This window comes from Pseudoalteromonas rubra, from assembly GCF_001482385.1.
Lineage (GTDB): Bacteria > Pseudomonadota > Gammaproteobacteria > Enterobacterales > Alteromonadaceae > Pseudoalteromonas > Pseudoalteromonas ardens.
Genome location: NZ_CP013611.1, coordinates 3926769 through 3950542, shown reverse-complemented (window position 1 = coordinate 3950542; position 23774 = coordinate 3926769). Strand labels below are relative to the sequence as shown.

Below are 23774 nucleotides of genomic sequence, written 5' to 3'. Positions count from 1 at the left end.
ATTTAATTTCAATATTTTTAGCTAGTTAACCAATTTGCATGGTTGACCACTGGCCTTAATTAAGCGGCAAAATAAACGCCTTTCTTGCTCAGAACCAAACCCGGAAGCCTGCGTAATGAAGAACTGAGAGCCATTTTGTGAGGGTGATTGTGAATAAATTGAAACGGCATTAAACATCTCAGGATAATAACTTTGTATTAGTGACAGAGATGCTTTAATCCGTTGATTCTGTGCCTCTGCACGCGTATCTAACAGGTGACGACCAAATTGCACCACAAACTGATTTTGTCCCGGTGTAGCAAAGGTGTTAGTGACAGCAGTCGGCTCCGCCCGGTGGGTAGTAACGGGTTTTTCTGGCTGCATCAGCTTTTCTTCAATTGGCTCAACCCCACTGGAATCAGATAACAAAGTCAGCAGCTGAGACAGGTCCTGCTCCATCTTAGCGACTCGTTCAATATTGGCTTTGTGCTGATTGTAGGTTTTGATTAATTCAGCCCGGGCAAGCGCCTCGGCCTCTTCATCTGGTGATGGATTCGAGCTGCAAGCAGATAAGAGCACAGTGCCTGCAAGTAATATCGCATGCGTTATCGCAGGTGTTTTGGTGCGTTGATGGCACATGCTGGAATGGTTCAACATCGTTGTCGTGCTCCTTTTATAACAAGCGGCCTTCACTGGCCGCCAACTACATATTACGCCTTTTGCACCCTAAATCGCAACAGGTGCTTTAATGTTAGGGTCGGCATCATACCCCTCTATTGCAAAATCTTCGAAACGGTAATCATAAATAGACTCTGGCTTACGCAGGATATTGAGTGTCGGCAGGCCTTTCGGTTCGCGCTGTAACTGCTGCTCAATCTGCGCCATATGATTTGAGTAGGCATGCAAATCACCAAAGCTCACAATCACTTCTCCTGGTTCAAGGTCGCATTGTTGCGCCAGCATATGCACCAACAAAGACAAACTGGCGATGTTATACGGCAGCCCCAGAAAAATATCTGAGCTACGAATATACAGCTGCCCGGATAATTTACCATCTGCCACGTAGAACTGATAAAGCAGGTGGCAAGGCGGTAAAGCCATACGACCGGCCTGAACATTTTCTTGCGGACTCATCGACTCATCGGGCAGATACTCAACATTCCAGCCATGGAATAAGATGCGACGACTGTTCGGATTATTTTTGAGCGTATCAACCACATAGTCTATTTGATTAACTTCTCCGCCGTCTTTGGTCGGCCACGCCGTCCACTGCTTGCCATAAATTGGGCCAAGGTCGCCGTTTTCCAGTGCCCACTCATCCCAGATTTTCACCCCGTTTTCATTTAACCAGGTTTTATTGGTATCGCCTCTAAGAAACCAGATCAGCTCATTGGCAATGCTCTTGAAGTGCAGCTTTTTGGTGGTCAGCAACGGAAAACCATCCTGGAGGTTGTGACGAATTTGACGACCAAATACGGAGCGCGTACCAGTACCAGTGCGGTCCCCTTTCTGGGTGCCGTTTTCTAATACATCTCGCAACAACTCCAAATACACTTTCATGCTTTACTCCTCAAATTATCTCACTAATAACCCGACTCAGGGCTTATCTGGCACGAAAGTATACTACGTTCGCACGCTGGGGTAACTAATTCACGACGGGATTTATTGGCAGGCAATGTGGGCCCCTGAGATCTGGGGCCCACTGACATTTATGCGCGGGCAGTTGCGATGCGCTTGTGGCTCCAGAGCATCAGGCCCAGGCCACCGATCACCATAGGTAAAGACAAGATCTGTCCCTGAGAAATCATACCGGCATACAAACCGATATGGGCATCCGGTTCACGGAAATACTCAACGATGAAACGGAAAGTACCATATCCAAGCAGGAACAAACCTGCCACGCTGCCAGCCGGACGTGGCTGCTTTCTGTACCAGATCAGCATGATGAACAATACCAGTCCTTCCAGAAACGCCTCGTAAAGCTGTGATGGATGACGCGCAATCGAGCCTCCCGTTGGGAAAACGACGGCCCACGGAACATCTGTAGCACGGCCCCAAAGCTCACCATTGATAAAGTTACCAATACGTCCTGCCAGCAGGCCTACCGGTACCATGGGAACCACAAAGTCGCCAACCGCCAGCGGAGATTTATTGAATCGCCAGGCAAAAATAAAGATACCCGCTATCACGCCCAATGCACCACCGTGGAAGGACATGCCGCCCTGATCAATGCGCAGCAGATACATCGGATTTTCAAGGAAGAGGTTGAACTGATAAAACAAGACGTAGCCTATTCGTCCGCCCAGGATGACCCCCAACATGCCATAAAACAGCAGGTCACTGACTTCATCTTTGGTCCACCCCGAATTGGGCTTATCGGCTTCTTTATTCGCCCACCACATGGCAAACGCAAAACCGATTAAATACATCACGCCATACCAGCGCACACTTAGGGGTCCAATCGAAAATATAATTGGATCGATTTCTGGAAACTGCAAAGCCATCGCTTTCCCTCAATAAAATAACATTTTTCCCGCAATCACCACGAGCAGTAACGCGAACACTTTCTTAATCACTGGCACCGGCAGATAGTGCGTTGCTTTGGCGCCCATTGGCGCGACAAACCAGGATGTCAGCACAATACCAAATAATGCCGGTAAATACACAAAACCGGCAAAACCGTCTGCTAATTTCAATGCCTGTCCACCCGACACTATGTAGCCAACGGAGCCAAACAAGGCAATCACAATTCCACTGACCGCCGCGCAGCCTATCGCTTTGCGCATATCAACTGAAAAATAGCTCAGCAGCGGTACGATCAGTACACCTCCACCAATGCCTATCATCGCAGACAGAGCGCCCATCAGGGTGGTGATGGCGGTTAAAACCGGGCCTGACGGCAAATCGCGTGGCTTGTCGGGGGCCGACGATTGAGAACTGAAGACCATTTTAATGGCAATAAGCAACACAGAAATGACAAACGTCCACTTTACCCAGTGCACCGGGCTCAGGGAAACCATAAAGCCGCTGACTAAAGCCCCCAGAGCCACGCCCGTCATCACCCAGGGCGCAATCTCCCAGGGCACGTTACGATTTCGGTGATGCGCCAGCGCAGAGGAGGTTGACGTAAATAATATCGACGCCAAAGACGTGGCAATGGCCACAATAATCACATGTTCATCAGCCAGCACCTCGAAATACAATAAAATTGCCGACAGTACCGGAACAATGATCAAGCCGCCGCCAATGCCAAGTAGTCCTGCGAGAAAACCAACCACACAGCCAAGCAAGGCGCAGCTCAAAATGAGTAACACACTGATTGTCATAAAGACACTCTTATTATTATGGGCGCGTTATAGTAACGTATCTGAACAGACGCCTCCAGTCGTGGTTCAGGCTGTATCACTTTTGGTATAAAGTAACTCGCTTAGTCCATGCGCTATCAAAAATTCACGCAATAGCCGGTGAACCTGTTTGGCACTGGATGCTGTGAGGCACTGAGTAAGTAAGGCCTCCATATCTTTGACGGCAAGCCGACGCAGTGTCCATTTTATTTTGTTCAAAGACGAAATATTCATACTGAGGCGACGAAATCCCATCGCCACAAGTAAAATGGCGCCTTCAGGTTCACCACCCAGTTCACCACATAAACTGAAGGGCAGCTCCAGCTGCTGGCAATCATCGGCAATTTTTTTCAATACCCGCAACACACTGGGATGATACGGCTCAAACAGCTCTGCAACCTGTGCATTGGCCCTGTCTACCGCCAGCAGATATTGCGTTAAATCATTACTGCCAACTGAGCAAAAATCGACTTTTTCAGCCCATTCAGGTAATAAAAAGATACTCGATGGTACTTCAAGCATCACGCCAATATCGGGTTTATCTATGGTATAAAATTGGTCGGCCCACTCTTCCTGTAGTTCAAAGTAGGCTTGCTCCAGTAACCCCAAAGCTTCATCCACTTCCTCGGTATGACTGACCATAGGCAGCATAATACGTAAATTGCCCAGACCTGCATTGGCTTTAAGCATGGCCTTAAGTTGATCTAAGAACAGCTCAGGGTGATCCAGCGTAACCCGGATCCCGCGCCAGCCAAGAAAGGGGTTATCCTCACTGATGTTAAAGTAGTCCAGTACCTTGTCACCGCCAATGTCGAGCGTACGCATAATGACAGGTTCAGGATGATAACGTGCCAGCACATCGCGATACCAGCTCTCCTGCTCAGCCTGAGAAGGAAACTGTCCACGCTGCATAAACCAGGCTTCGGTACGATATAATCCTACACCATCACAATATTTGGCACTGAGGTGCTCGGTAGATAAGTCCAGGCCTGCGTTGAGCAACAGGCTGATCCGCTCACCGTCCAGGGTGACAGAAGATAAATGGTGCTCAGCTTCAAATTTGTCATGTAGCTGACCCTCTTTAAGCTTCAGTGCTGAGTATTCATTGCGCAACACGTCGGATGGCGAAATATAGACACGCCCGGCGTAAGCATCGAGGATCATATCTTTGCCATCGAACTGCAACAAAGGAATGTCTTCAATCCCCCAGATAGCGGGGATCCCCATTGCCCGGGTCAAAATAGAGGCATGCGAATTTGCCGAGCCATGTACACTGATGACCCCTTTAAGCTTGTTTTTAGGAACCTCGGCCAGCATCGCCGGTGTCAGTTCATTGGCAATTAAAATGGTGTTATCCGGATGACTCTTAACCATGCTCTCAGTGCTGACCAGATGATGCAAAACTCTGAGTCCCAGATCTCGAACATCAACCGCCCGCTCACGTATATAAGGATCGGACATAGCTTCAAACTGCGCCACCAGTTCGATAATCACATGCTTTAACGCAGATTTGGCATTCCACCCTTGCTCCAGCTGCTGTTCAACGCGCTGACCCAGGCTGCGCGCATCCAGCAGCTGCTGATACACTTCAAATACAGCCAGTGCTTCTTTCGGTAACGAATCACTGAGGGTGTTTTTCAGCACATGAAATTCTTGTCGGGTCGCGGCAACCGCCTGTTGGAATAGCTGCCGCTGCTGATGCATATGTTCACACTGCTGAGATTCAATACTGGCAAAGTCGAGCTTTGGAATGACCACAAATGCTTCACCAAGGGCAATACCTGGCGCGCTTGCCACCCCCTTGAGCACTGATGTTTTATGACTAGAGGCATCCTGCTTCAGGACAGATTGCAGTTCTACCTGTGCAAGTTGTGAGGCCAGCTGAGCAGACAGCGTAATTAAGAAGGACTCCTCATCATGGCTGAAGACGCGCTCTTCTCGTTGCTGCACCACAATCACGCCCAGCACTTTTCGTTGATGTACGACAGGCACTGACAAAAAGGCATTGTAGCCCTCTTCGTGCACCTCGTCGTGTAATTTGAATCTAGGGTGACTCTGGGCATGCGCGATATTGATGGGCTCTTCACGCTGGGCAACCAACCCAACCAGACCCTCTGTGAAGCCGACCCGAAACTGGCCAACGGCGTCCGGATTGAGGCCGTCACTGGCCATCAATACAAAGTTGTCCTGGCTATAATCGGCAAAGTAAACGGAACAACACTCAGTTTGCATTGCCTCCTTAACCATCATCACAAAGCGAGATAAGGCCATTTCGAGGTTATCCTGCTGTGAGACTACCTCCGCGATGGTTCGTAATGTTGCTAACACGCCTGACTCCTAAATTGGTAGAAATCGCTCTGTACTGCTCATTTACTCTTTCTGTTAAGCATAGCCAACACTGGTGACGATACGCTGTGCTATCTAACGGCGTCTCCAGTGGTGGTCTTTATGTGCATGTTCTTTACGATTAAAAGGCATCGCAAAGGGGGCAAACTCTTTCATCACCCTGCGGTATACATCGCGTTTAAACGACACAACCTGGCGCACGGGATACCAGTAACTGACCCAACGCCAATCATCAAATTCGGGGTGATGTGTGCGCATTAAGTCTACATCTTCATCTTTGCACTTGAGTTTCAGCAGAAACCATTTTTGCTTCTGGCCAATACACACTGGACTTGAGTCTTTACGGATCAGTCGCTTTGGCAATTTATAACGTAACCAATGTTTTGAGCTGGCAACGATTTCCACATCTTCCGGTCGTAGCCCAACCTCTTCATGCAGTTCGCGGTACATGGTCTGCTCGGGCGTTTCACCTTCATCCACACCCCCTTGCGGAAACTGCCATGAATGCTGGCCATAGCGTCGCGCCCAAAATACCTGCCCCTGATTGTTACAAATAACAATTCCTACATTGGCACGAAATCCTTCGGCATCAATCACCTTAAGTGCCTCGTATATTTGTTTGATATGATTTTGATTGTTCCACAACTCAGAGCACTGGGCAAATTTAATTCCTGCTTTTACGCAACTTACCCACAACTTGTGCATAAGTTTAACTATTCATGATGATTTTACAAACAAATCCACAATAACCTAGTCAAATTTGCATTTTCTCCACAGAATCTGTGGATAATTATGTTTATATACTTGTATTTATCCAATGTCTGGCTATTTTTGACTCTGAATGATGTTGAGTTAAATTTAAAAAGTTCATACAAATCATAAAATTAAGCCTAAAGAGTAAGAAAGTCACAGCTTAAAGAGTAACCCACAGACAAGGCGTTCAAAAAACGCACAAAGCTGTTTTCATCCACATTTTCTATTTATTTTTGTTACCATACGCAGTCAATCAGATAGTAACGAGCCAGACTGTGCAAAAGCCCACCCCACCCCAATCCATTGCAGAACTCATGACCCGTGTGGATGCCATCGCCGGGCAAACCCTGGGAGAACTGGCTGCGCAGTTTCATTTCAAAACCCCACAAGACCTGACCCGGGAAAAGGGCTGGCCAGGTCAGCTCATTGAATATGTATTGGGTGCCAGCGCAGGCTCTAAACCTGTGCCTGACTTTGAATTTATCGGTGTCGAGCTAAAAACCCTGCCCATTGGCTATCACGGCAAACCACTCGAAACCACCTATGTGTCAGTGGTTCCCCTCACCAATCTGACGGGGCTACGCTGGCAAGACAGTACGGTAAAGAAAAAGCTCAATCATGTATTGTGGCTGCCCATTTTAGCGGAGCGGGACATTGCCCCGGTTGACCGCACCATAGGGACCGGTTTTTTATGGCAACCAAATGCGATTCAGGAGCATCAGCTCCAGCGAGACTGGGAAGAACAAATTGAATTGATTGCACTGGGACGTGTGGATGAGATCAGTGGCAAACTCGGTGAAGTGATGCAAATAAGGCCAAAAGCCGCCAACAGTAAAGCGCTGACCGACGCCATTGGCCCACAGGGCAAACTCATAAAAACCCTGCCACGCGGGTTTTATCTAAAAATGCAGTTTACGCAGGCCATATTGGCTGGACAGTTTGTGGGATAACGATCCCGCCATGACTGCCCTTCACAAATGCAAAGCTAATATTGCAACCCTCTCGTATATTACACTTCATACTTTGCACTAGCGCTGTAATCTAAAATTATATAGCCCTTTTTTATCCAGAGATTGATAGTTGCCACTTGGACATTCTTGATCTACATCTGTATTTTTAAACCACATTGTGACTTCGTTTTGGGTAGTCAGCGCAACTAGCATAGCACTGTATAATGCCTGGCAATACTCACTTGCATTCCCATTGAGCGTACAAAGTCCTGAATTCTTAACAGTCATAGGCTTTGTATATTGATCACTCACACCAACAAAAGAAGCTATCAGACGATTAGCTGTGTTTAACTGCACATCAGTGACTTTAGCGCGACAAGTTGCTTTACCAGCTGTGGCATTTAAAGAAACAGCCAAGAACAATAACCCAAACATTTTTTTCATATCATTATTCCAGCATTTTCCATATAAAAAAGCATTCAACGTCCGCTCAGCGTTGCCTATTTGAAATTCAAAAGAGGTTATTATGGGTAGACAATTGGTACTTTAAAACCAAGCAGACAGAACCTAAAATAGGTATTCTAGGTGATTACCCCGATAAGGTAAATAATTTTTAATTTTATTATGGGTATTCAGCATGCATTCTATATTGTCCCAATAAAAAAGCCGCGCTTAAATAAGCGCGGCTTTTTCAGTCAATGAATATAAATTACTGACCTTTGATCTCGCTACGACCTTTGTAGATAGCCTTGTCGCCCAGCGCTTCTTCAATACGTAGCAACTGGTTGTACTTAGCAACACGGTCTGAGCGGCACAGAGAACCAGTCTTGATTTGACCTGCCGCGGTACCCACTGCTAAATCAGCAATGGTTGCGTCTTCTGTTTCGCCTGAACGGTGAGAGATAACCGCAGTGAAGCCTGCATCCTGTGCCATCTTGATTGCATCCAGTGTTTCAGACAGTGAACCAATTTGGTTAAACTTAATCAGGATAGAGTTACCGATCTGCTCATCGATACCACGCTTAAGGATCTTCGTGTTGGTTACGAACAAGTCGTCACCGACCAGCTGAACTTTATCACCGATCTTATCTGTCAGGATCTTCCAGCCAGCCCAGTCACTTTCGTCCAGACCGTCTTCAATAGAAACGATTGGGTAACGTGCTGCGAGATCAGCCAGGAAGCCTGCAAAGCCTTCAGAGTCGAATGCTTTGCCTTCGCCCTGTAGGTCATATTTGCCGTCTCTGTAGAACTCAGATGCAGCACAATCCAGCGCCAGCGTCACATCCTGGTTCATTTCATAACCGGCAGCGGCAACCGCTTCAACGATCACTTCCAGTGCTTCTTCATTTGATTTAAGATCAGGTGCAAAACCACCTTCATCACCTACTGCAGTATTCAGGCCACGTGACTTAAGTACTTTCTTCAGGCTATGGAAGATTTCTGCACCCATGCGCAGCGCTTCACGGAAGCTTTTCGCGCCAACCGGCTGAACCATGAACTCCTGAATATCAACGTTGTTGTCTGCGTGCTCACCGCCATTCAGAATGTTCATCATAGGTACGGGCATAGAATACTGACCCGCAGTACCGTTGATGTCTGCAATGTGTTCGTACAGTGCTACACCTTTTTCCTGTGCTGCTGCCTTAGCGGTTGCCAAAGACACTGCCAGAATCGCGTTTGCACCCAGCTTTTCTTTGTTTTCAGTGCCGTCCAGGTCCAGCATTAGCTGATCGATTGCACGTTGTTCCAGGGCATTGTGTCCGTTCAGGGCTGCTGCAATTTCATTGTTCACATAGTTTACCGCAGTCAGTACACCTTTACCCAGGTAACGAGCTTTATCTCCGTCACGTAATTCAAGTGCTTCGCGAGTTCCTGTTGATGCACCTGATGGTGCACATGCGCGGCCCCATGCGCCCGACTCTAAATGAACATCGGCTTCAACGGTAGGGTTACCACGTGAGTCCATAACTTCACGGCCAATCACTTTTACGATTTTTGACATCTTGATTCCTCTTTTCCCAAAGTGGTGAGTGTGTTGTGTGTCTGCTTTCGCATTGCTATATAACCGCGCTGTGTCTAATGATGGCCCATGAAAAGCGAAGCCTGGCAGTTATATAGCAATGCGCTGGTTTACTTAACGCATTCGGTAATTAAAAAAGCCGTGCACTAAGGCACGGCTTTCTATTATTAAGAATCAGCTTTTTGGTAGCTGAACGCAGCTGCAACGAAACCCTCAAATAACGGGTGGCCGTCGCGTGGCGTGGAAGTAAACTCAGGGTGGAACTGAGCGGCAATGAACCAAGGGTGATCTTTATTTTCGATGATCTCAACCAGTTTTTTGTCTTCCGAAAGGCCTGTGAACGCCAGACCAGCCTGCTCAAGGCGCTCAACATAATGGTTGTTCACTTCATAGCGATGGCGGTGACGCTCTGTGATCTCCGCATTGCCATAGACGTCGCGAACCTTTGAGCCTTCTTTCAGGTGACATAGCTGGGCGCCTAAGCGCATTGTGCCGCCCAAATCCGACTCTTCAGTACGGGTTTCAACCTTACCATCGGCATCCAGCCATTCAGTGATCAGGCCAACTACCGGATGAGGTGATTTAGCATCGAACTCAGTCGAGTTAGCACCTTCCAGACCCGCCACATTACGCGCGTATTCAATCAGTGCAACCTGCATCCCCAAACAAATGCCCAGGTAAGGCACTTTGTTTTCACGGGCGTATTTGGCCGCCAGTATCTTTCCTTCAACACCGCGGTTACCGAAACCACCGGGTACCAAAATCGCATCCAGATGTTCGAGTAGTTCAGTGCCTTTGCTCTCGATGTCTTGCGAATCGACATATTCGATATTAACAGTTACTCGATTCTTCAGGCCCGCATGTTTCAGCGCTTCATTGACTGATTTGTAGGCATCTGGCAGTTCAATGTATTTACCAACCATACCAATGGTGACTTCACCAGTCGGGTTAGACTCCTGATACAGTACTTGTTCCCACTCTGACAGATCCGCTTCAGGTACATCCAGATAGAAACGACGACATACCAGGTTATCCAATTCCTGAGATTTCAGCAGCGCAGGGATCTTGTAGATGCTATCTACGTCCTGCAAAGAGATAACGGCTTTTTCTTCTACGTTAGTGAACAGTGCAATCTTAGCGCGCTCGTTAGCTGGTAGCTTGCAGTTTGAACGACAAACCAGGATATCCGGCTGAATACCAATTGAGCGCAGTTCTTTAACAGAGTGCTGAGTTGGCTTGGTTTTCACCTCGCCTGCCGCGCCCAGGAAAGGCACCAAGGTCAGATGCATAAATAAAGCATGCTCGCGGCCCAGCTCAGTACCGAGCTGACGGATCGCTTCAAGGAAAGGTTGTGACTCGATGTCACCCACAGTACCACCAATTTCCACAATGGCGATATCGTGGCCTTCAGCCCCTTCAAGTACACGACGCTTGATGTCGTTGGTGATGTGTGGGATCACCTGTATAGTCGCGCCCAGGTATTCGCCCTTACGCTCGCGACGCAGTACATCTTCAAAAACACGACCTTGCGTGAAGTTGTTGCGGCTGGTCATTTTGGTGCGAATGAAACGCTCATAGTGACCTAAATCCAGGTCAGTTTCTGCGCCGTCTTCTGTCACAAAGACTTCACCATGTTGGATCGGGCTCATTGTGCCAGGGTCAACATTGATATAAGGATCCAGCTTAAGGATAGTGACGTTTAAACCACGTGCTTCTAATATTGCAGCTAATGAAGCAGCAGCAATACCTTTACCCAAGGAGGAAACAACTCCGCCCGTTACGAAGATAAATTTTGTACTCATGCGAACCCTAGAATATCAGGAAAAATGGAATTTAAATAAGAATCAAGACGGGGCAATAGTATAGCAAAAACGCTAGGGGCAATCCAGCGAAAAATCACCCCCTTTAATTATTCTCACCTGAACGCTGACGTCGCTTGACCTCTTCCCAGGCATCATCCATTTGCGCCAAACTGGCGTCAGATAAGGCGATCTGCTGTTCTGCCAGAATGCCTTCAATGGTGCTAAAACGACCAATAAATTTGTCACTCGCGCGACGCAGTAGCTGTTCCGGATCACGTTTTACATGACGCACAACATTCACGGTGGCAAACAACAAATCTCCCAGCTCCTCAGCACTGTGTTCAGAAAGAGGGTCCTGACTCAGTGCTTCATTCACCTCAGTGACCTCTTCAGCCACTTTATCCAGGGCCCCCTGATATGTGGGCCAGTCGAACCCCAAAGAAGCCGCGCGCTTTTGAATTTTCGCCGCCCGTGACAAGGCGGGCAGGTTCAGCGGCACATCGTCCCCAAAGCGTGCAGACTGAGCACCACGTTCAGTGTCTTTAATAGCCTGCCACTGCGCTTGTAATTCGACGTCACTCAATGACGCATCCGGAGTGTCAAAAACATGCGGGTGACGGCGTATCAGCTTTTCGTTCAGTCCCTTCACTATGTCTTCAAACTCAAACAAGCCGGCTTCTTTGCCTAACTGGGCATAAAATATCACCTGAAACAGTAAATCACCCAGCTCATCTTTAAGCCCGGAAAAGTCTTGCTTTTCTATGCTATCAGCCACTTCGTAGGCCTCTTCCAGCGTATGTGGCACTATGCTTTCGAAGGTCTGTTGTTGGTCCCAGGCGCAGCCCTTTTGTGGGTCGCGCAGGGTCGTCATAATATCCAGTAACTGCTGTAACGAGGCACTCATACTCAGTGTTGTCTCCTAGCTTCAAACACGCCCTCAATTTGCATCAACTTAGTGAGTAAGCGATTCATTGCTCCCAGATCGCCAACTTCCAGTTTCATCGTGAAAATCGCAACATCTTTGTCATCCAGGGTATTGACGTTCATATTCATCACATTGAGTTTTTCGTTAGCCAGTACCGAGCTGATGTCGCGGATCAGGCCATGTCGATCATTGGCCTCAATATGTAAGGTGACGGCATAACTGGAACGGACTTCGTCTGCCCAGCTAACGGCAATTTCCCGCTCGGGATGCTGCTCACAAATATGGGCAAAAGAGTCACAGTCGGCGCGATGCACCGCAATGCCCCGACCCTGAGTAATATAACCCACGATTTCATCACCGGGCACGGGTTGACAGCATTTGGCAACATGGCTCATCAAGTTACCAACGCCCTCCACCACAATGCCATTGCTATCGCCTTTGTGTTTCTTCGGCGCGCTCATTTTGAGCTTTGGCATCGGCTCGGGTTTGTCCTGCACGTAATTCAGGAATTGATTAATGCGAATATCACCGGCGCCAATGGCCACCATTAAATCGTCGAGCTCTTTAAAATTAAACCGTTCAATGGCTGAATCCAGATCTTTATAAGTCAAATCCAGCTTTTGCAGATGACCATCCAGGATCTCTTTACCAGCCTGGAGGTTTTTGTCTCTGTCTTGTTGCTTAAACCAGTGATGTATCTTACTGCGCGCTCTGGATGAGTGCACATACCCCAGAGACGGACTGAGCCAATCCCGGCTTGGTGAGGGGTTTTTCTGGGTCAGTATCTCAACCTGATCGCCTGTCGATAACTTATGGGTAAACGGCACGATTTTACCAAATACCTTGGCCCCAATGCAGCGATGCCCGACATTGGAATGAATATAGTAAGCAAAATCCAGTGGCGTAGCACCCAGTGGCAGATCAAAAATATCGCCTTTGGGAGTAAAGACATACACTCTGTCTTCCACAACCTGGTTTTTTAACTCCTCAGCCAGTTCACTGCCATCAACCACTTCTTCTTGCCATTGCAGCAGTTTTCTCAGCCAGCTGATCTTTTGCTCGTACCCCGAGCCACGACCCGGCAAAGCACCTTCTTTGTACATCCAGTGCGCTGCAACCCCCAGCTCTGCATCCTGATGCATGGCCTGGGTACGGATCTGGATCTCAACGGTTTTACCCTCAGGGCCGAAAACCACCGTGTGTATTGACTGATAACCATTCTGTTTAGGAGTGGCGACATAGTCATCAAACTCTTTGTGCAGATGTCGCCAATTGGTATGCACTATCCCCAGCGCACCATAGCAATCCTGAATTTCATTGACCACCACTCGCATGGCACGGATATCAAACAGCTGATCAAACTCATAATTCTTTTGCATCATTTTCTTGTAGATGCTGTAAATATGCTTAGGACGGCCGTACACTTCTGCCTCTATCCCAGCGTCTTTGAGCTTACTCTGAACCAACTCCACCATGCTAGCCATGTAGGCTTCGCGGTCAAGACGTTTGTCTGACAGCTGCTTGGCAATGTTTTTATAGGTTGTTGGATGCAAATAGCGAAACGAGAGATCTTCGAGCTCCCATTTTAGTTGCCCGATCCCCAACCGGTTTGCCAACGGCGCAAAGATATTAGCCGTGGCTTTTGCGGCCACCACACGTTCTTCTTCAGAAGCATTTTTTACGGCGCGCAGGTAGCAGATCTGCTCGGCCAGTTTGATCACCACAGCACGCACATCTTCCACCATGGCCAATAACATGCGACGAATTTTGTCGATTTGCAGGCTGCCCTTCCCCTGGTGTGCCAAAGTACTGATCGACGCCATTTGTTCAACGCCTTTAAGCAACAAGGCGACATTTTCACCCTGTGCCTGCTCAATGGCATCAAGTTCAACTTGCCCCGACAGAAAATAGGGGGTCAAAAATGCCCCGGCCAGCGACTCTGAATCAAAATTCAGCTCTGCCAGAATCTCAACCATTTCAATGGCTTTGGCCAGAGTAATAGTCGAATCATCCTGCGGACACAAGGCATAGACCTGATCCAGGCGGTCTCGTTTTTCCTGCGCTAAATTCAGTAACGCAAGCCGGGCATGAAAATCAGCCGGCAAACCGGATTGATGAGACTGGCGAGTCGCAACCATATGACTACCTCCTTTGGAACAACGCCATGGTTTCTATATGTCCTGTATGTGGGAACATATTCATTAAGCCTATTTTATCGACCACAAAGCCTGCTTCCAGCAGCAGTGCTGCATCTCTGGCCATAGTCACCGGATCGCAGGACACATACAAAACCTGTTTAAATTGCGTCAACGGCAACTGGCGTAACACTTCATAAGCCCCCGTGCGTGAGGGGTCTAGCACCAGCACGTCCAGCGCTTGATGAAACCAAGTTGCTTCTGTCAGTGGCTGAGTCAGGTCAAACTGATGAAAAGTGACTGTGTCGATATGGTTAGTGTGCGCATTTTGTCGTGCCATTGCAACCGACTCAGCAACGCCTTCGACGGCAACCACTTCGTTTGCTTGTTTTGCCAGCAGTAACGAGAAGTTACCGATTCCACAAAACAGATCCAACAGACGCTCCTGGCCGCTCAAAGCCAGCCAGTCCAGTGCCTGTTTTAGCATCAACTCGTTAATGTCCCGGTTAACCTGAATAAAGTTATTGAGTTTAAATTCAAACGTCACGCCGGCACTTTTATAAGCAGGCAGAACTTCATAACTCGGATCACTCTTGCCATCATCCCAGATAAGCTGCCAGTTATGCACCGCCAGATACTCAGCTACATGCTCTTTCGCCTTATCACTGACTGCGCGAGTATGACGAAACAGCACGAATGCGCCATTGTCGGCCGCACACAGCTGGATATGGCTGACGCTGCGCAGCTCCGGATGACTATTAAGTACCTGCCGTAACGCATCAAAGCCACCTGCAAAGGCATCGACCATCACCACACAGTGGTCAATTTCGATGATCTTCTTTGACCCTGCAGCCCGAAAGCCCAATTTAACCAGACCGCTTTGTTTGTCATAAATACAGGCAATGCGCGCTGCACGACGATAATGTCGCGTCAGACCTGTCAAAGGTGGCATCCAGGGCAATTCTGTTGCACCAGCAAATTTGTCAAACAAAGCACTCACTGCCTGCTGCTTGTGTACCAGCTGCGCGCTGGCATCCAGGTGTTGTAACGAGCAGCCACCACATTGTTGATAGTACTCACAAAATGGCGTAACCCGCTGCTCACTTGGCGCAAGGACTTTGACGGTACGCGCTTCGAAAACACGACTTTTGTGGGTATGAATGCGCGCTTTAACCCGCTCTGAGCTCAATGCGCCATCGACAAAGCCAACTTTACCCTGGTGTCTGCATACACCTCGCCCCTGGTGATCTAACGAGTCGATTTGTAGCTCAACTGTCTCGACTTGCTTACTACGTTGTTTAGAAGATTTTCCAGCACGAAATATTTGTGCCATATTGCCGCCCCTATAAGATTGCTAAACACCCGTTAACTCGATACTCTAGGACTCAGACTACTTACTGTTTTACATCCAATTTATGTCTAAATTGAGTTTGCGCGACAGCGTATTAGTGTTGACCCTGATCCCAACGGTGTTAATCGGCCTGGTACTTGGCGGCTATTTTACTATAAATCGTTACGTTGAGCTTGAACAAATCCTCAAGCAACAGGGCACCAGCCTGGCCAATACCCTGGCAATGACCGTAGAGCAACCGCTGGCCGACAAAGATAAAGCCAGACTGCATCGGGTGATCACCACTACGCACAATCAGCATGGCAACTTCGTCAATAGCATCGCGCTGTTCAATGAAGACAATCAATTGCTTTTGACCAGTAACTATCACAATGATTTTAATCAACTGCATTATCGTGGCAATGTGACTGAGTTACATGCGACCGAAATTGTCCAGTATCTCAACAGGTATATTATTTTTGCGCCGGTGAAGCTACAGCAACAGCCTGCCTCCGACTGGCAAAATGCCCACACCCGCACCACCGCCGTGCTGATGATAGAGCTCAGTAAAGATCAGGCCATCATTGGCCAGCAACAGGCCTTGCTGTTCAGTGGCGCCATCATTATGGTGGCCTTGTTGCTCAGTGCCTTTGTCTCGACCCGACTGAGCCGGATGTTTTCAACGCCTCTGTCCCATTTACTCCTGGCCACAGATAAGCTCCTTGAAGGCAAAACCAAAATCGGTGTGGAGCAGCCGATGCAGGGCGAGTTTGACTTGCTCCGCGAAGGGCTGATCACCATCAGTGAAAAAATGGTGCTCCAACGCGATGAGATGCAAAAGCACATAGATCAGGCGACCTGCGATTACCGGGAAACCCTGGAGCAGTATGAAACTCAAAACATTCAGCTGAACATTGCTAAAAAAGAAGCACAGGTTGCCAATCGGGTTAAATCAGACTTCCTGGCCAAAATGAGTCATGAATTAAGAACCCCGCTTAACGGCGTTATCGGCTTTACCCGCCAACTGTATAAAACCCCGCTCAACAAACATCAAAAAGACTATCTGGATACCATAGAGTTGTCTGCCAACAGCTTGTTGACCATCATCAGTGACATTCTGGATTTCTCTAAACTCGAAGCCGGCGCGATGGAGCTGGAAAGTATCCAATTCCAGCTCAGGGATGCAGTCAATGAGGTCATGACGCTGCTCGCACCCAGTGCCTACGAAAAGCAATTGGAACTGTCGATTGCCATTAATCGCCAGGTACCGGACAACCTGGTCGGCGACCCTACTCGCTTTAAGCAAGTGCTGATCAACCTGATCAGCAATGCCGTTAAATTTACCGAAAAAGGCTCAGTCAAAGTCGACATCAGCCACCGCCTCAAAGGAGATAGTCAGACATCGCTCCTGATCTCTGTCAGTGATACGGGTCTGGGCATTGCTCAGGAAAAACAGGACACGCTCTTTACCCCGTTTGCGCAAGCCGACTCCAGTATTACCCGTAAGTTCGGCGGCACGGGGCTTGGCTTAATCATCACCAAACACATTGTTGAAGCCATGAGTGGTCGCATCACGCTGAACTCTGCCCCGGGCAATGGCTCCTGCTTTACCTTTAATGCTATTTTTAATCTGCCAAGCCGCTTGTTCGACGACGACCTGCCGACTAAACCGCTAGAGAATAAACGCGTGTTGTATTTTGAACCGCAAGAGCACACCCGTAATGCCGTTCAGGCTCAGTTAGAAGACTGGGCAATGCAGGTCTCTTGCTGTAAAAATGAAGACACTTTCTTCGCCGCATTAGAGCAAGAGTTTAGGTATGACATCTGCCTGATCGGCAATATGGCAGCGGTAGACGATATGCAAACCGTAAAAGCCTATATTACCCAGGCCAGAGAGATGGCGGATTACCTGTACCTGATGGTGAATACCATCTCTCACAACATGCGCGAATCGTTAATTGGTAGTGGTGCAGACGCCTGTATCAGCAAGCCCATGCATCACCGTAAACTGTGCGATATGCTCGCAGCACCCTATCGCTTAGATCACCCCAGTGTGTCGATTGACGATACAGACTTGGCGCACTTACCGCTCAAAGTCATGATAGCCGATGACAATGATGCCAATTTAAAACTACTTTATACTTTGCTGGAAGAACAAGTAGACACCATAGACACCGCCCACAACGGCGCGCAGGCCGTGAGCTTATGTAAATCACAAAAGTATGACCTGATCTTTATGGATATTCAGATGCCGATTATGGATGGCATCACCGCATGCAGAACAATCAAAGAATCATCACTGAATGACGATACCCCGATCATTGCAGTAACGGCCCATGCGTTGACCGGTGAGAAAGAGCAATTGATCAAAGACGGCTTTAACGGCTATATGACAAAGCCCATAGACGAAGATATGTTACGTCAGATCATTTGTGATCACAGCCCTTCTCTGCCACCGGAAAAACAAAAAACGCAACAACCTCAGGTTGCCAGCATTGCCCCATTTGAAAGCCATTTGCTGGACTGGGAGCTGGCGTTGCAACGTGCGGGCAATAAACCTGAACTGGCGTTGGAGATGCTGGATATGCTGTTGCAGAGTGTCCCCGAAACCTTAGAGCAGCTGAATGGCTCCGCACAACAGGAAGACACCCAGACTTTGCTGACCGTGATCCACAAGTTTCATGGCGCCTGCTGTTATACCGGCGTTCCCACGCTCAAGAACCTGGCCGAAACGCTGGAAACGGCATTAAAACAATCACGCGATTTTGATTACATTGAACCGGAATTGTTGGAGCTGATTGACGAACTGGAACATTTAGAGCGAGATTCACAAACAGTATCGGGACCGACACTCACGCATTAGCACATGTAAAGAAGTTGTCCGCTTTGCTTCGACAACCTTACAGGCATTAAAAAAGGCGCTGACGCGCCTTTTCTTTTTTACCTGACACCTTATAGGGCAGCAAAAATCTCATCGGTTTTCGCCGCACAGATGAAGTCATTTTTGTGCAGACCTTTGATAGAGTGGCTCCACCAAGTTACTGTCACTTTGCCCCACTCGGTCAGCAGACCAGGGTGATGACCTTCATCTTCTGCCATATCACCCACTTTGTTAGTGAATGCAATGGCTTGCTTGAAGTTCTTGAACTTATAAACACGTTCAAGCTGCATAATGCCATCACGTACTTCTGGCACCCAATCCGGGATCAGCTTGATCAGTTCAGCTAATTCGGCATCTGACACTTTAGGCGCATCCGCACGACACGCTTCACATTTTTGTGCACTTAAATCAGACATCAATAAATCCTTAACTTGCTAGTTTGTTTTTAGGTGGGAACTTAGGCTCAAACAGGCCCAGCTCTTTGGCCTTGCGTACAAGCGCCATAATATCCATTTGTGAGATCTCAAACAAATCATCAATGGCGTTAATGGTGTAGTACAAAGGCTGCATAATATCAATTCGATAAGGCGTACGCAGTACATCAAGTACTTCTAACGGGTTAATCTCTGGCTCACCACTGTAAACATACTGAGTCTCACCCGGGCTCGACAAAATCCCACCGCCATAAATGCGCAGACCATCTTCAGTTTGCATCAGGCCGAACTCAACGGTGAACCAGTAAAGACGAGCCAGATAGACACGATCTTTTTTCTCGGCAGCGTAACCTAACTGGCCGTATTTATGTGTGAACTCAGCAAAAGCTGGATTGGTCAGCATGGCACAGTGGCCGAAGATTTCGTGGAAAATATCCGGTTCCTGCAAATAATCAAACTCCTCGCGGCTACGGATAAAAGTTGCAACCGGAAATTGTTTATTGGCAAGAAGACGGAAAAATTCATCAAAGTCGATCAACGCGGGGACTGGCGCAACCTGCCAGCCTGTTTCACGCTCCAGTGCCTCATTCAATTCGTGCAACTGCGGAATACGATCGTGAGGTAAATTGATTTTTTGCAGGCCTTCGAGATACTCATCACACGCTTTGCCTTTAATGCACTCAAGCTGTCTGGCAACCAGCTCAGACCAGATCTGGTTTTCTTCTTCTGTCCATTCGATCAGGCCCTGCTCGTTGGGCTGCTTAGACGTGTATTTACTCGATTTAGCCATAGTAACCTTCTTGGTAATGCGTCGTGTATGAACAAAAACAACGCGTCAAAGTGTTATCCGGATACTATGTAAAAGTGAGGAAAAGTTTAATAGCCAGGCCCGAAATCGGCCTGGCCAGAAAGGTCATTTTTGTACACTATAAATTACACAAACAGACACAAAAACATACACCCTATATTTTATAGGGCATGCAGAGGTGATACTCGTAAATAATTATATACACAAAAACGCATTTTCTAGGTCATCGATGATATCTTCCACCGCTTCCAGTCCCACAGAAATGCGGATCAGGCCATCTGAAATCCCAGCTGCCTGACGCTCTTCTGGTGTGTAGGGAGAGTGCGTCATCGATGCCGGGTGCTGGATCAGCGTTTCTGGATCGCCCAGACTCACGGCCAGTGTGCAAAGCTCAGTGGCATTAATAAACTTCTCACCCTCACTGACTCCGCCTTTGATCTCAAATGCAATGACACCACCTGCCCCTTTCATTTGCTCACCAAGGAATCGATAACCTGGATGAGACGGCAAACCCGGGTAGTAAACGGTGTCCACCTTCGGATGGCCATCAAGGAACTCAGCCACTTTCTGTGCATTTTCGCAGTGACGTGCAACGCGCACATGCAAGGTTTTAAGGCCACGATTGATGAGCCAGGCATCGTGTGGACTGATGGTCGCGCCGATGTCTTTCAATACGGTCAGTTTGATAAGTTCGATATGCTCTGCACTACCACACACAATGCCTGCTACTACGTCGCCATGTCCGTTGAGATACTTGGTGGCACTGTGGATCACAATGTCGATGCCAAAGTGCTTGGGTTTTTGCAGTAATGGCGTCATAAAGGTGTTGTCTACCACACTGATCAGCTTATGCTGCTGAGCAAACTGCCCCAACATTGCCAAATCCAATACCGTCATATTTGGATTGATGGGCGTTTCGGCAAACAACATCTTACTGTTTGGCTGTACCGCGTCGGCCAATGCCTGCGGATCCGTCATATCAACAAAGGTCACCTCGATACCGAATTTGGGCAACATATGCGCAAATAAAGCAAAGCTACATCCATACAGGGCTTTGGATGCAATCAGGTGATCGCCTTGTTGTAAAAAGCTCAACACGGAAGCGGATACGGCGCCCATGCCAGTTGCGGTGGCCGCTGCATCTTCCATTTCTTCTAGCTGTGCGAGCTTCTCTTCCAGCTCTCGGGTGGTAGGGTTACCAAGGCGGGTATAGATATAACCAACCTCTTCACCAGCAAAACGCGCAGCCCCCTGTGCCGCATCTTTAAACTTGAACGTTGAACTCTGATACAAAGGCGCCGTCAGTGCACCATGTGGATCATCAAAGTGGTGTGGACCATGAATACAATTGGTCTGATCGTGTAACTTCTTCATTGCTTGCCTATTTTTGTTATTCGGATGAATACTAATTAGATATTCCATGGCACAAAAATGTACAAGCGTGCCGGACGCGCAGATGGCTAACCCGAGCCTGTTAAATTCACTCGGGTGTACACATAAGTTGTCATGAAAAATAGGGGAAGCCAGGGTTTCCTTTCATATTAAACCCTGAAGAAAAAGTATGTACTTACACACTATTTTTTGTTTGTCTCCTCCGACTTGTCAGAGGACTGACGAATTAACAGGCTTGCGAGTTGTCGTGCCGTTTGTGACAAGTATCCAGCTGCCGGCGCCTTAGCAGGAATAGGCCGACATAAATCCATGGCTTTATAACCCAGTCGGGCGGTGAACACGCCAGCGCTGAGTCCCTGTGCTGACCGCGCAGACAATTTACCCAACAGCTCCGCGCCCAGGCTGGTGGCTGCCAGATCGCTCAGCAACTCACTGGCACCGACAAAAACGATCTGCTTGAGCAGCAAACGGTAAAGTTCGATGCGACTGCGATACCCCAGTTTAATGCCGTACAACTGGCTGAGCCGCTCAATCAGTGTAACACCCCGCCATAACACGGCCAGCATATCGGTAATGGCCATTGGACTAATCGCCACCATCAGTGCGGACGTACTGGCAAACTGAGCTATCAAAGTTCGGGCCTGCTCGTCCAGGTCTTTTAATAAAGTCGCGTCATATAAGGCCAGTACTTCCTGATCGGTAAAATGAGGCTGGACCGTCGCCATAAACTGGCTAACCTGATGTGGGTCATGCTGCTTTAACAACGGCTTCAACCAGGCCTGCGCTTCACCTATTTGGTTACTGCTCATTAATCTTTGTGCCCCGATGCGTTGCTGTTGCAACTTTTTCAGCCTGCCAAGCGCGCGTACTTCCGACCAGCAAAACTTGCCCAGTACAGCCAGGGCACTCACAATGACCACCCCGTACAACCCGGCCAGCAGCCAGCTACGGCTGAACGCCTCAATCAATGTCAGGCCCATTTCTACCGGAATGAGAACAGCCAGTCCCAGCAGTAATAATTTGCGCCAGGTCAGCCCGGTGCTGACCGGCTGTGTAACGGCTTCCACATCGAGCGACTGCAACTGAGTATCCAGCGCCGCTTCCGGGACGTGTGATGTCCCGACCTCGATGTGCTCCGCACTTTCGTCTATTCGCCGGGCTTGTTGCGTATCGTCGGGTTCTATTGCTGGCTGGGCAGCCTGTGGGGCTGCTTCAACCCGAACTCGCCGTCCTCTGGGTGACTGGGCAGGCTCACTCATAGAAGTTTATCTCCCAATAAAAACTGTAATACATGGTCCAGACGAATATGTTCAATTTGCCCCTGATAAGCCGGGTAAGGCTCAAAAGACAAAAACTCATAGCCCTGTTTTGGCCACTGCTGCTCAGTTGGCAGATGTTCAGGTGGAATAGGCGGTAAATAACTAATATAGCTAGATTCACCAACCGGCTTACCGTAAATACAAGACAGGGGTTTCCCCTGCTCAGTGAGCTGTTTTGGCTGGGTGCTCTTCACTGAAGAAATCGCCATGGTATCAATATCGACACCTGAGAATTTCAGTTCGTTCTCGCTGGGGATCAGTAAAGCGTGTAATAATCGGGTCAGCTTATCCTGATCTGCCAGCGCAACATTGTCACATTTATTAGCAGCAAACAGCACCTTGTCTATGCTGGGACGAAACAAACGCCCCAATAAACCACTTTTACCATGACGAAACATCGCCAGTGTATCGCTTAATGCAGCCTGAGTTTCAGTTAATGTGGTATGTCCATCGTTAAGCGCACTGAGCAAATCCACCAGCACCAGCTGGCGGTCGAAGCGGCAAAAATGCTCTCGGTAAAATGGGGTGATAACCTGCTTTTTATAGGCTTCAAAGCGCTGCTCAAGGTGGTGATACTGGCTCTGCTCAGATGCATTTTGTGGGGCTGGCAATGGGAAAAATTGCAAAATCGGTGCGCCGTCGAGCTCACCAGGGATCAACATGCGGCCGGGCTGTAGCTGCGCCAGTTGAGTATGTGCCTTGAGCTGCTGTAGCACATCCGCATAGAGACCGGCTATCGTTGTGAGTTCGCTTTCATTCACCGCTGCACATGAATCAAATTGTTCCAATTGCTGTAAAAAAGGCGCACTGACCTGCGCATAGTCGGTTTTTTTCAAGCGATTGAGTTGTTGCTCACTCCAGGATGCAAAGTCCTGATTCAACATCGGCAAGTCCATCAGCCATTCACCCGGATAATCAATCAACTCCAGGTAAACAGTGTGGGTTTCACTGAAGTGCTGTCTGACCCCCTGCGCCGAGCGAAACTTCAACGCCAGCGTCAGGGTATTAATCCGCTGTGTGGAAGGTGGCCAGCTGGGCGGATCTGCCAGTAAATACTGCACCGCATGTTGGTACTCAAAACGGGGAATGTCCAGTGCACTTTGTGGTACCTGCTTGCAAGCAACCAGTCGCTGCTCTCGCACAACTTCAAAAAAAGGCAGGTTCTGTGCTGTCGCCTGAGTGGTTAATTGTTTCACTAAAGCCGTAATAAAGGCCGTTTTTCCACTACCGCTGAATCCGGTCACAGCCAGTTTGACATGTCTGTCCAGGCTTCGGGTGAGGGTTTTATGGGTGGTTTGCTGTAGTTTTTGCAGCGCCCTGGCAGTCAGGCCCGATACACTCATAAAGGCACATTTT

General features: G+C 48.4%; 19 protein-coding genes. 2 read left to right on the top strand and 17 right to left on the bottom strand.

The genetic code is table 11. The features are described from left to right. Positions 1-21: 21 nt before the first annotated feature. From AT705_RS17005 to rppH, 6 genes are all read right to left on the bottom strand, one after another. Complete coding sequence (locus tag AT705_RS17005; RefSeq protein ID WP_157576824.1) at positions 22-636, bottom strand: hypothetical protein; 615 nt, start codon at positions 634-636, stop codon at positions 22-24. 69 nt (positions 637-705) lie between these two features. After that, positions 706-1539 carry a thymidylate synthase gene (locus AT705_RS17000; RefSeq protein ID WP_058797468.1) on the bottom strand — a complete coding sequence of 278 codons (834 nt, stop codon included), beginning with the start codon at positions 1537-1539 and terminating at the stop codon, positions 706-708. 149 nt (positions 1540-1688) lie between these two features. After that, positions 1689-2483 (bottom strand): prolipoprotein diacylglyceryl transferase, encoded by a 795-nt coding sequence (gene lgt, locus AT705_RS16995; RefSeq protein ID WP_058797467.1) that lies wholly within the window; start codon positions 2481-2483, stop codon positions 1689-1691. A gap of 9 nt (positions 2484-2492) precedes the next feature. Further along, a complete protein-coding gene (locus AT705_RS16990) occupies positions 2493-3305 on the bottom strand; it encodes a sulfite exporter TauE/SafE family protein (protein ID WP_058797466.1) in 813 nt (270 codons plus the stop codon). Positions 3306-3371: 66 nt separating this feature from the next. Continuing rightward, complete coding sequence (gene ptsP / locus AT705_RS16985; protein ID WP_058797465.1) at positions 3372-5651, bottom strand: phosphoenolpyruvate--protein phosphotransferase; 2280 nt, start codon at positions 5649-5651, stop codon at positions 3372-3374. Between the two features lie 93 nt (positions 5652-5744). Continuing rightward, the gene (gene rppH, locus AT705_RS16980) at positions 5745-6266 is read right to left on the bottom strand and encodes an RNA pyrophosphohydrolase (protein WP_058798039.1); all 522 of its coding nucleotides are present in this window, start codon (positions 6264-6266) and stop codon (positions 5745-5747) included. Between the two features lie 431 nt (positions 6267-6697). On the opposite strand from rppH, the gene mutH reads away from it, so the two are divergent. Further along, entirely contained in the window at positions 6698-7372 is a 675-nt protein-coding gene (mutH, locus tag AT705_RS16975; protein WP_082669025.1) for a DNA mismatch repair endonuclease MutH, read from the top strand. A 78-nt stretch (positions 7373-7450) separates the two neighbouring features. On the opposite strand, the gene AT705_RS16970 is transcribed toward mutH, so the two are convergent. From AT705_RS16970 to rlmD, 6 genes are all read right to left on the bottom strand, one after another. Further along, positions 7451-7816 (bottom strand): hypothetical protein, encoded by a 366-nt coding sequence (locus tag AT705_RS16970; RefSeq protein WP_058797463.1) that lies wholly within the window; start codon positions 7814-7816, stop codon positions 7451-7453. Between the two features lie 265 nt (positions 7817-8081). Further along, positions 8082-9374 carry a phosphopyruvate hydratase gene (eno, locus tag AT705_RS16965; protein ID WP_010386748.1) on the bottom strand — a complete coding sequence of 431 codons (1293 nt, stop codon included), beginning with the start codon at positions 9372-9374 and terminating at the stop codon, positions 8082-8084. Positions 9375-9559: 185 nt separating this feature from the next. Then, positions 9560-11194, bottom strand: coding sequence for a CTP synthase (locus AT705_RS16960; protein WP_049864677.1), 1635 nt, complete (start codon positions 11192-11194; stop codon positions 9560-9562). A 103-nt stretch (positions 11195-11297) separates the two neighbouring features. After that, positions 11298-12098 carry a nucleoside triphosphate pyrophosphohydrolase gene (gene mazG / locus AT705_RS16955; protein ID WP_058797462.1) on the bottom strand — a complete coding sequence of 267 codons (801 nt, stop codon included), beginning with the start codon at positions 12096-12098 and terminating at the stop codon, positions 11298-11300. Positions 12099-12100: 2 nt separating this feature from the next. Then, entirely contained in the window at positions 12101-14257 is a 2157-nt protein-coding gene (gene relA, locus AT705_RS16950; RefSeq protein ID WP_058797461.1) for a GTP diphosphokinase, read from the bottom strand. A gap of 4 nt (positions 14258-14261) precedes the next feature. Beyond that, a complete protein-coding gene (gene rlmD / locus AT705_RS16945) occupies positions 14262-15587 on the bottom strand; it encodes a 23S rRNA (uracil(1939)-C(5))-methyltransferase RlmD (RefSeq protein WP_058797460.1) in 1326 nt (441 codons plus the stop codon). Positions 15588-15669: 82 nt separating this feature from the next. Here rlmD and barA point away from each other — a divergent pair, with 82 nt between their 5' ends. Then, a complete protein-coding gene (barA, locus tag AT705_RS16940) occupies positions 15670-18447 on the top strand; it encodes a two-component sensor histidine kinase BarA (RefSeq protein WP_058797459.1) in 2778 nt (925 codons plus the stop codon). An 89-nt stretch (positions 18448-18536) separates the two neighbouring features. Here the strand turns inward: barA and AT705_RS16935 are convergent, their stop codons facing one another. The 5 genes from AT705_RS16935 to AT705_RS16915 form a co-directional block, all read right to left on the bottom strand. Continuing rightward, positions 18537-18881, bottom strand: coding sequence for a 4a-hydroxytetrahydrobiopterin dehydratase (locus AT705_RS16935; protein ID WP_010386740.1), 345 nt, complete (start codon positions 18879-18881; stop codon positions 18537-18539). A 10-nt stretch (positions 18882-18891) separates the two neighbouring features. Next, on the bottom strand, positions 18892-19689 hold the full coding sequence (gene phhA, locus AT705_RS16930; protein ID WP_058797458.1) for a phenylalanine 4-monooxygenase: 798 nt from the start codon (positions 19687-19689) through the stop codon (positions 18892-18894). A gap of 213 nt (positions 19690-19902) precedes the next feature. Next, positions 19903-21081 (bottom strand): trans-sulfuration enzyme family protein, encoded by a 1179-nt coding sequence (locus AT705_RS16925; protein ID WP_058797457.1) that lies wholly within the window; start codon positions 21079-21081, stop codon positions 19903-19905. Positions 21082-21281: 200 nt separating this feature from the next. Further along, positions 21282-22358, bottom strand: a complete 1077-nt coding sequence (locus AT705_RS16920; RefSeq protein ID WP_058797456.1) for a TIGR01620 family protein — start codon at positions 22356-22358, stop codon at positions 21282-21284. Further along, positions 22355-23761 carry a YcjX family protein gene (locus AT705_RS16915; RefSeq protein ID WP_058797455.1) on the bottom strand — a complete coding sequence of 469 codons (1407 nt, stop codon included), beginning with the start codon at positions 23759-23761 and terminating at the stop codon, positions 22355-22357. Before AT705_RS16915 ends, AT705_RS16920 begins: the two co-directional genes overlap by 4 nt. Positions 23762-23774 lie beyond the last annotated feature (13 nt).

Bases quoted from the DNA above. Each gene is read 5' to 3' on its own strand.
- phhA (WP_058797458.1), bottom strand. From the start codon at position 19,689: ATGGCTAAATCGAGTAAATACACGTCTAAGCAGCCCAACGAGCAGGGC.
- AT705_RS17000 (WP_058797468.1), bottom strand. From the start codon at position 1,539: ATGAAAGTGTATTTGGAGTTGTTGCGAGATGTATTAGAAAACGGCACC.
- barA (WP_058797459.1), top strand. From the start codon at position 15,670: ATGTCTAAATTGAGTTTGCGCGACAGCGTATTAGTGTTGACCCTGATC.
- relA (WP_058797461.1), bottom strand. From the start codon at position 14,257: ATGGTTGCGACTCGCCAGTCTCATCAATCCGGTTTGCCGGCTGATTTT.
- mazG (WP_058797462.1), bottom strand. From the start codon at position 12,098: ATGAGTGCCTCGTTACAGCAGTTACTGGATATTATGACGACCCTGCGC.
- AT705_RS16935 (WP_010386740.1), bottom strand. From the start codon at position 18,881: ATGTCTGATTTAAGTGCACAAAAATGTGAAGCGTGTCGTGCGGATGCG.
- AT705_RS16925 (WP_058797457.1), bottom strand. From the start codon at position 21,081: ATGAAGAAGTTACACGATCAGACCAATTGTATTCATGGTCCACACCAC.
- rlmD (WP_058797460.1), bottom strand. From the start codon at position 15,587: ATGGCACAAATATTTCGTGCTGGAAAATCTTCTAAACAACGTAGTAAG.
- AT705_RS17005 (WP_157576824.1), bottom strand. From the start codon at position 636: ATGTTGAACCATTCCAGCATGTGCCATCAACGCACCAAAACACCTGCG.
- eno (WP_010386748.1), bottom strand. From the start codon at position 9,374: ATGTCAAAAATCGTAAAAGTGATTGGCCGTGAAGTTATGGACTCACGT.
- AT705_RS16990 (WP_058797466.1), bottom strand. From the start codon at position 3,305: ATGACAATCAGTGTGTTACTCATTTTGAGCTGCGCCTTGCTTGGCTGT.
- AT705_RS16970 (WP_058797463.1), bottom strand. From the start codon at position 7,816: ATGAAAAAAATGTTTGGGTTATTGTTCTTGGCTGTTTCTTTAAATGCC.
- lgt (WP_058797467.1), bottom strand. From the start codon at position 2,483: ATGGCTTTGCAGTTTCCAGAAATCGATCCAATTATATTTTCGATTGGA.
- AT705_RS16915 (WP_058797455.1), bottom strand. From the start codon at position 23,761: ATGAGTGTATCGGGCCTGACTGCCAGGGCGCTGCAAAAACTACAGCAA.
- AT705_RS16960 (WP_049864677.1), bottom strand. From the start codon at position 11,194: ATGAGTACAAAATTTATCTTCGTAACGGGCGGAGTTGTTTCCTCCTTG.
- AT705_RS16920 (WP_058797456.1), bottom strand. From the start codon at position 22,358: ATGAGTGAGCCTGCCCAGTCACCCAGAGGACGGCGAGTTCGGGTTGAA.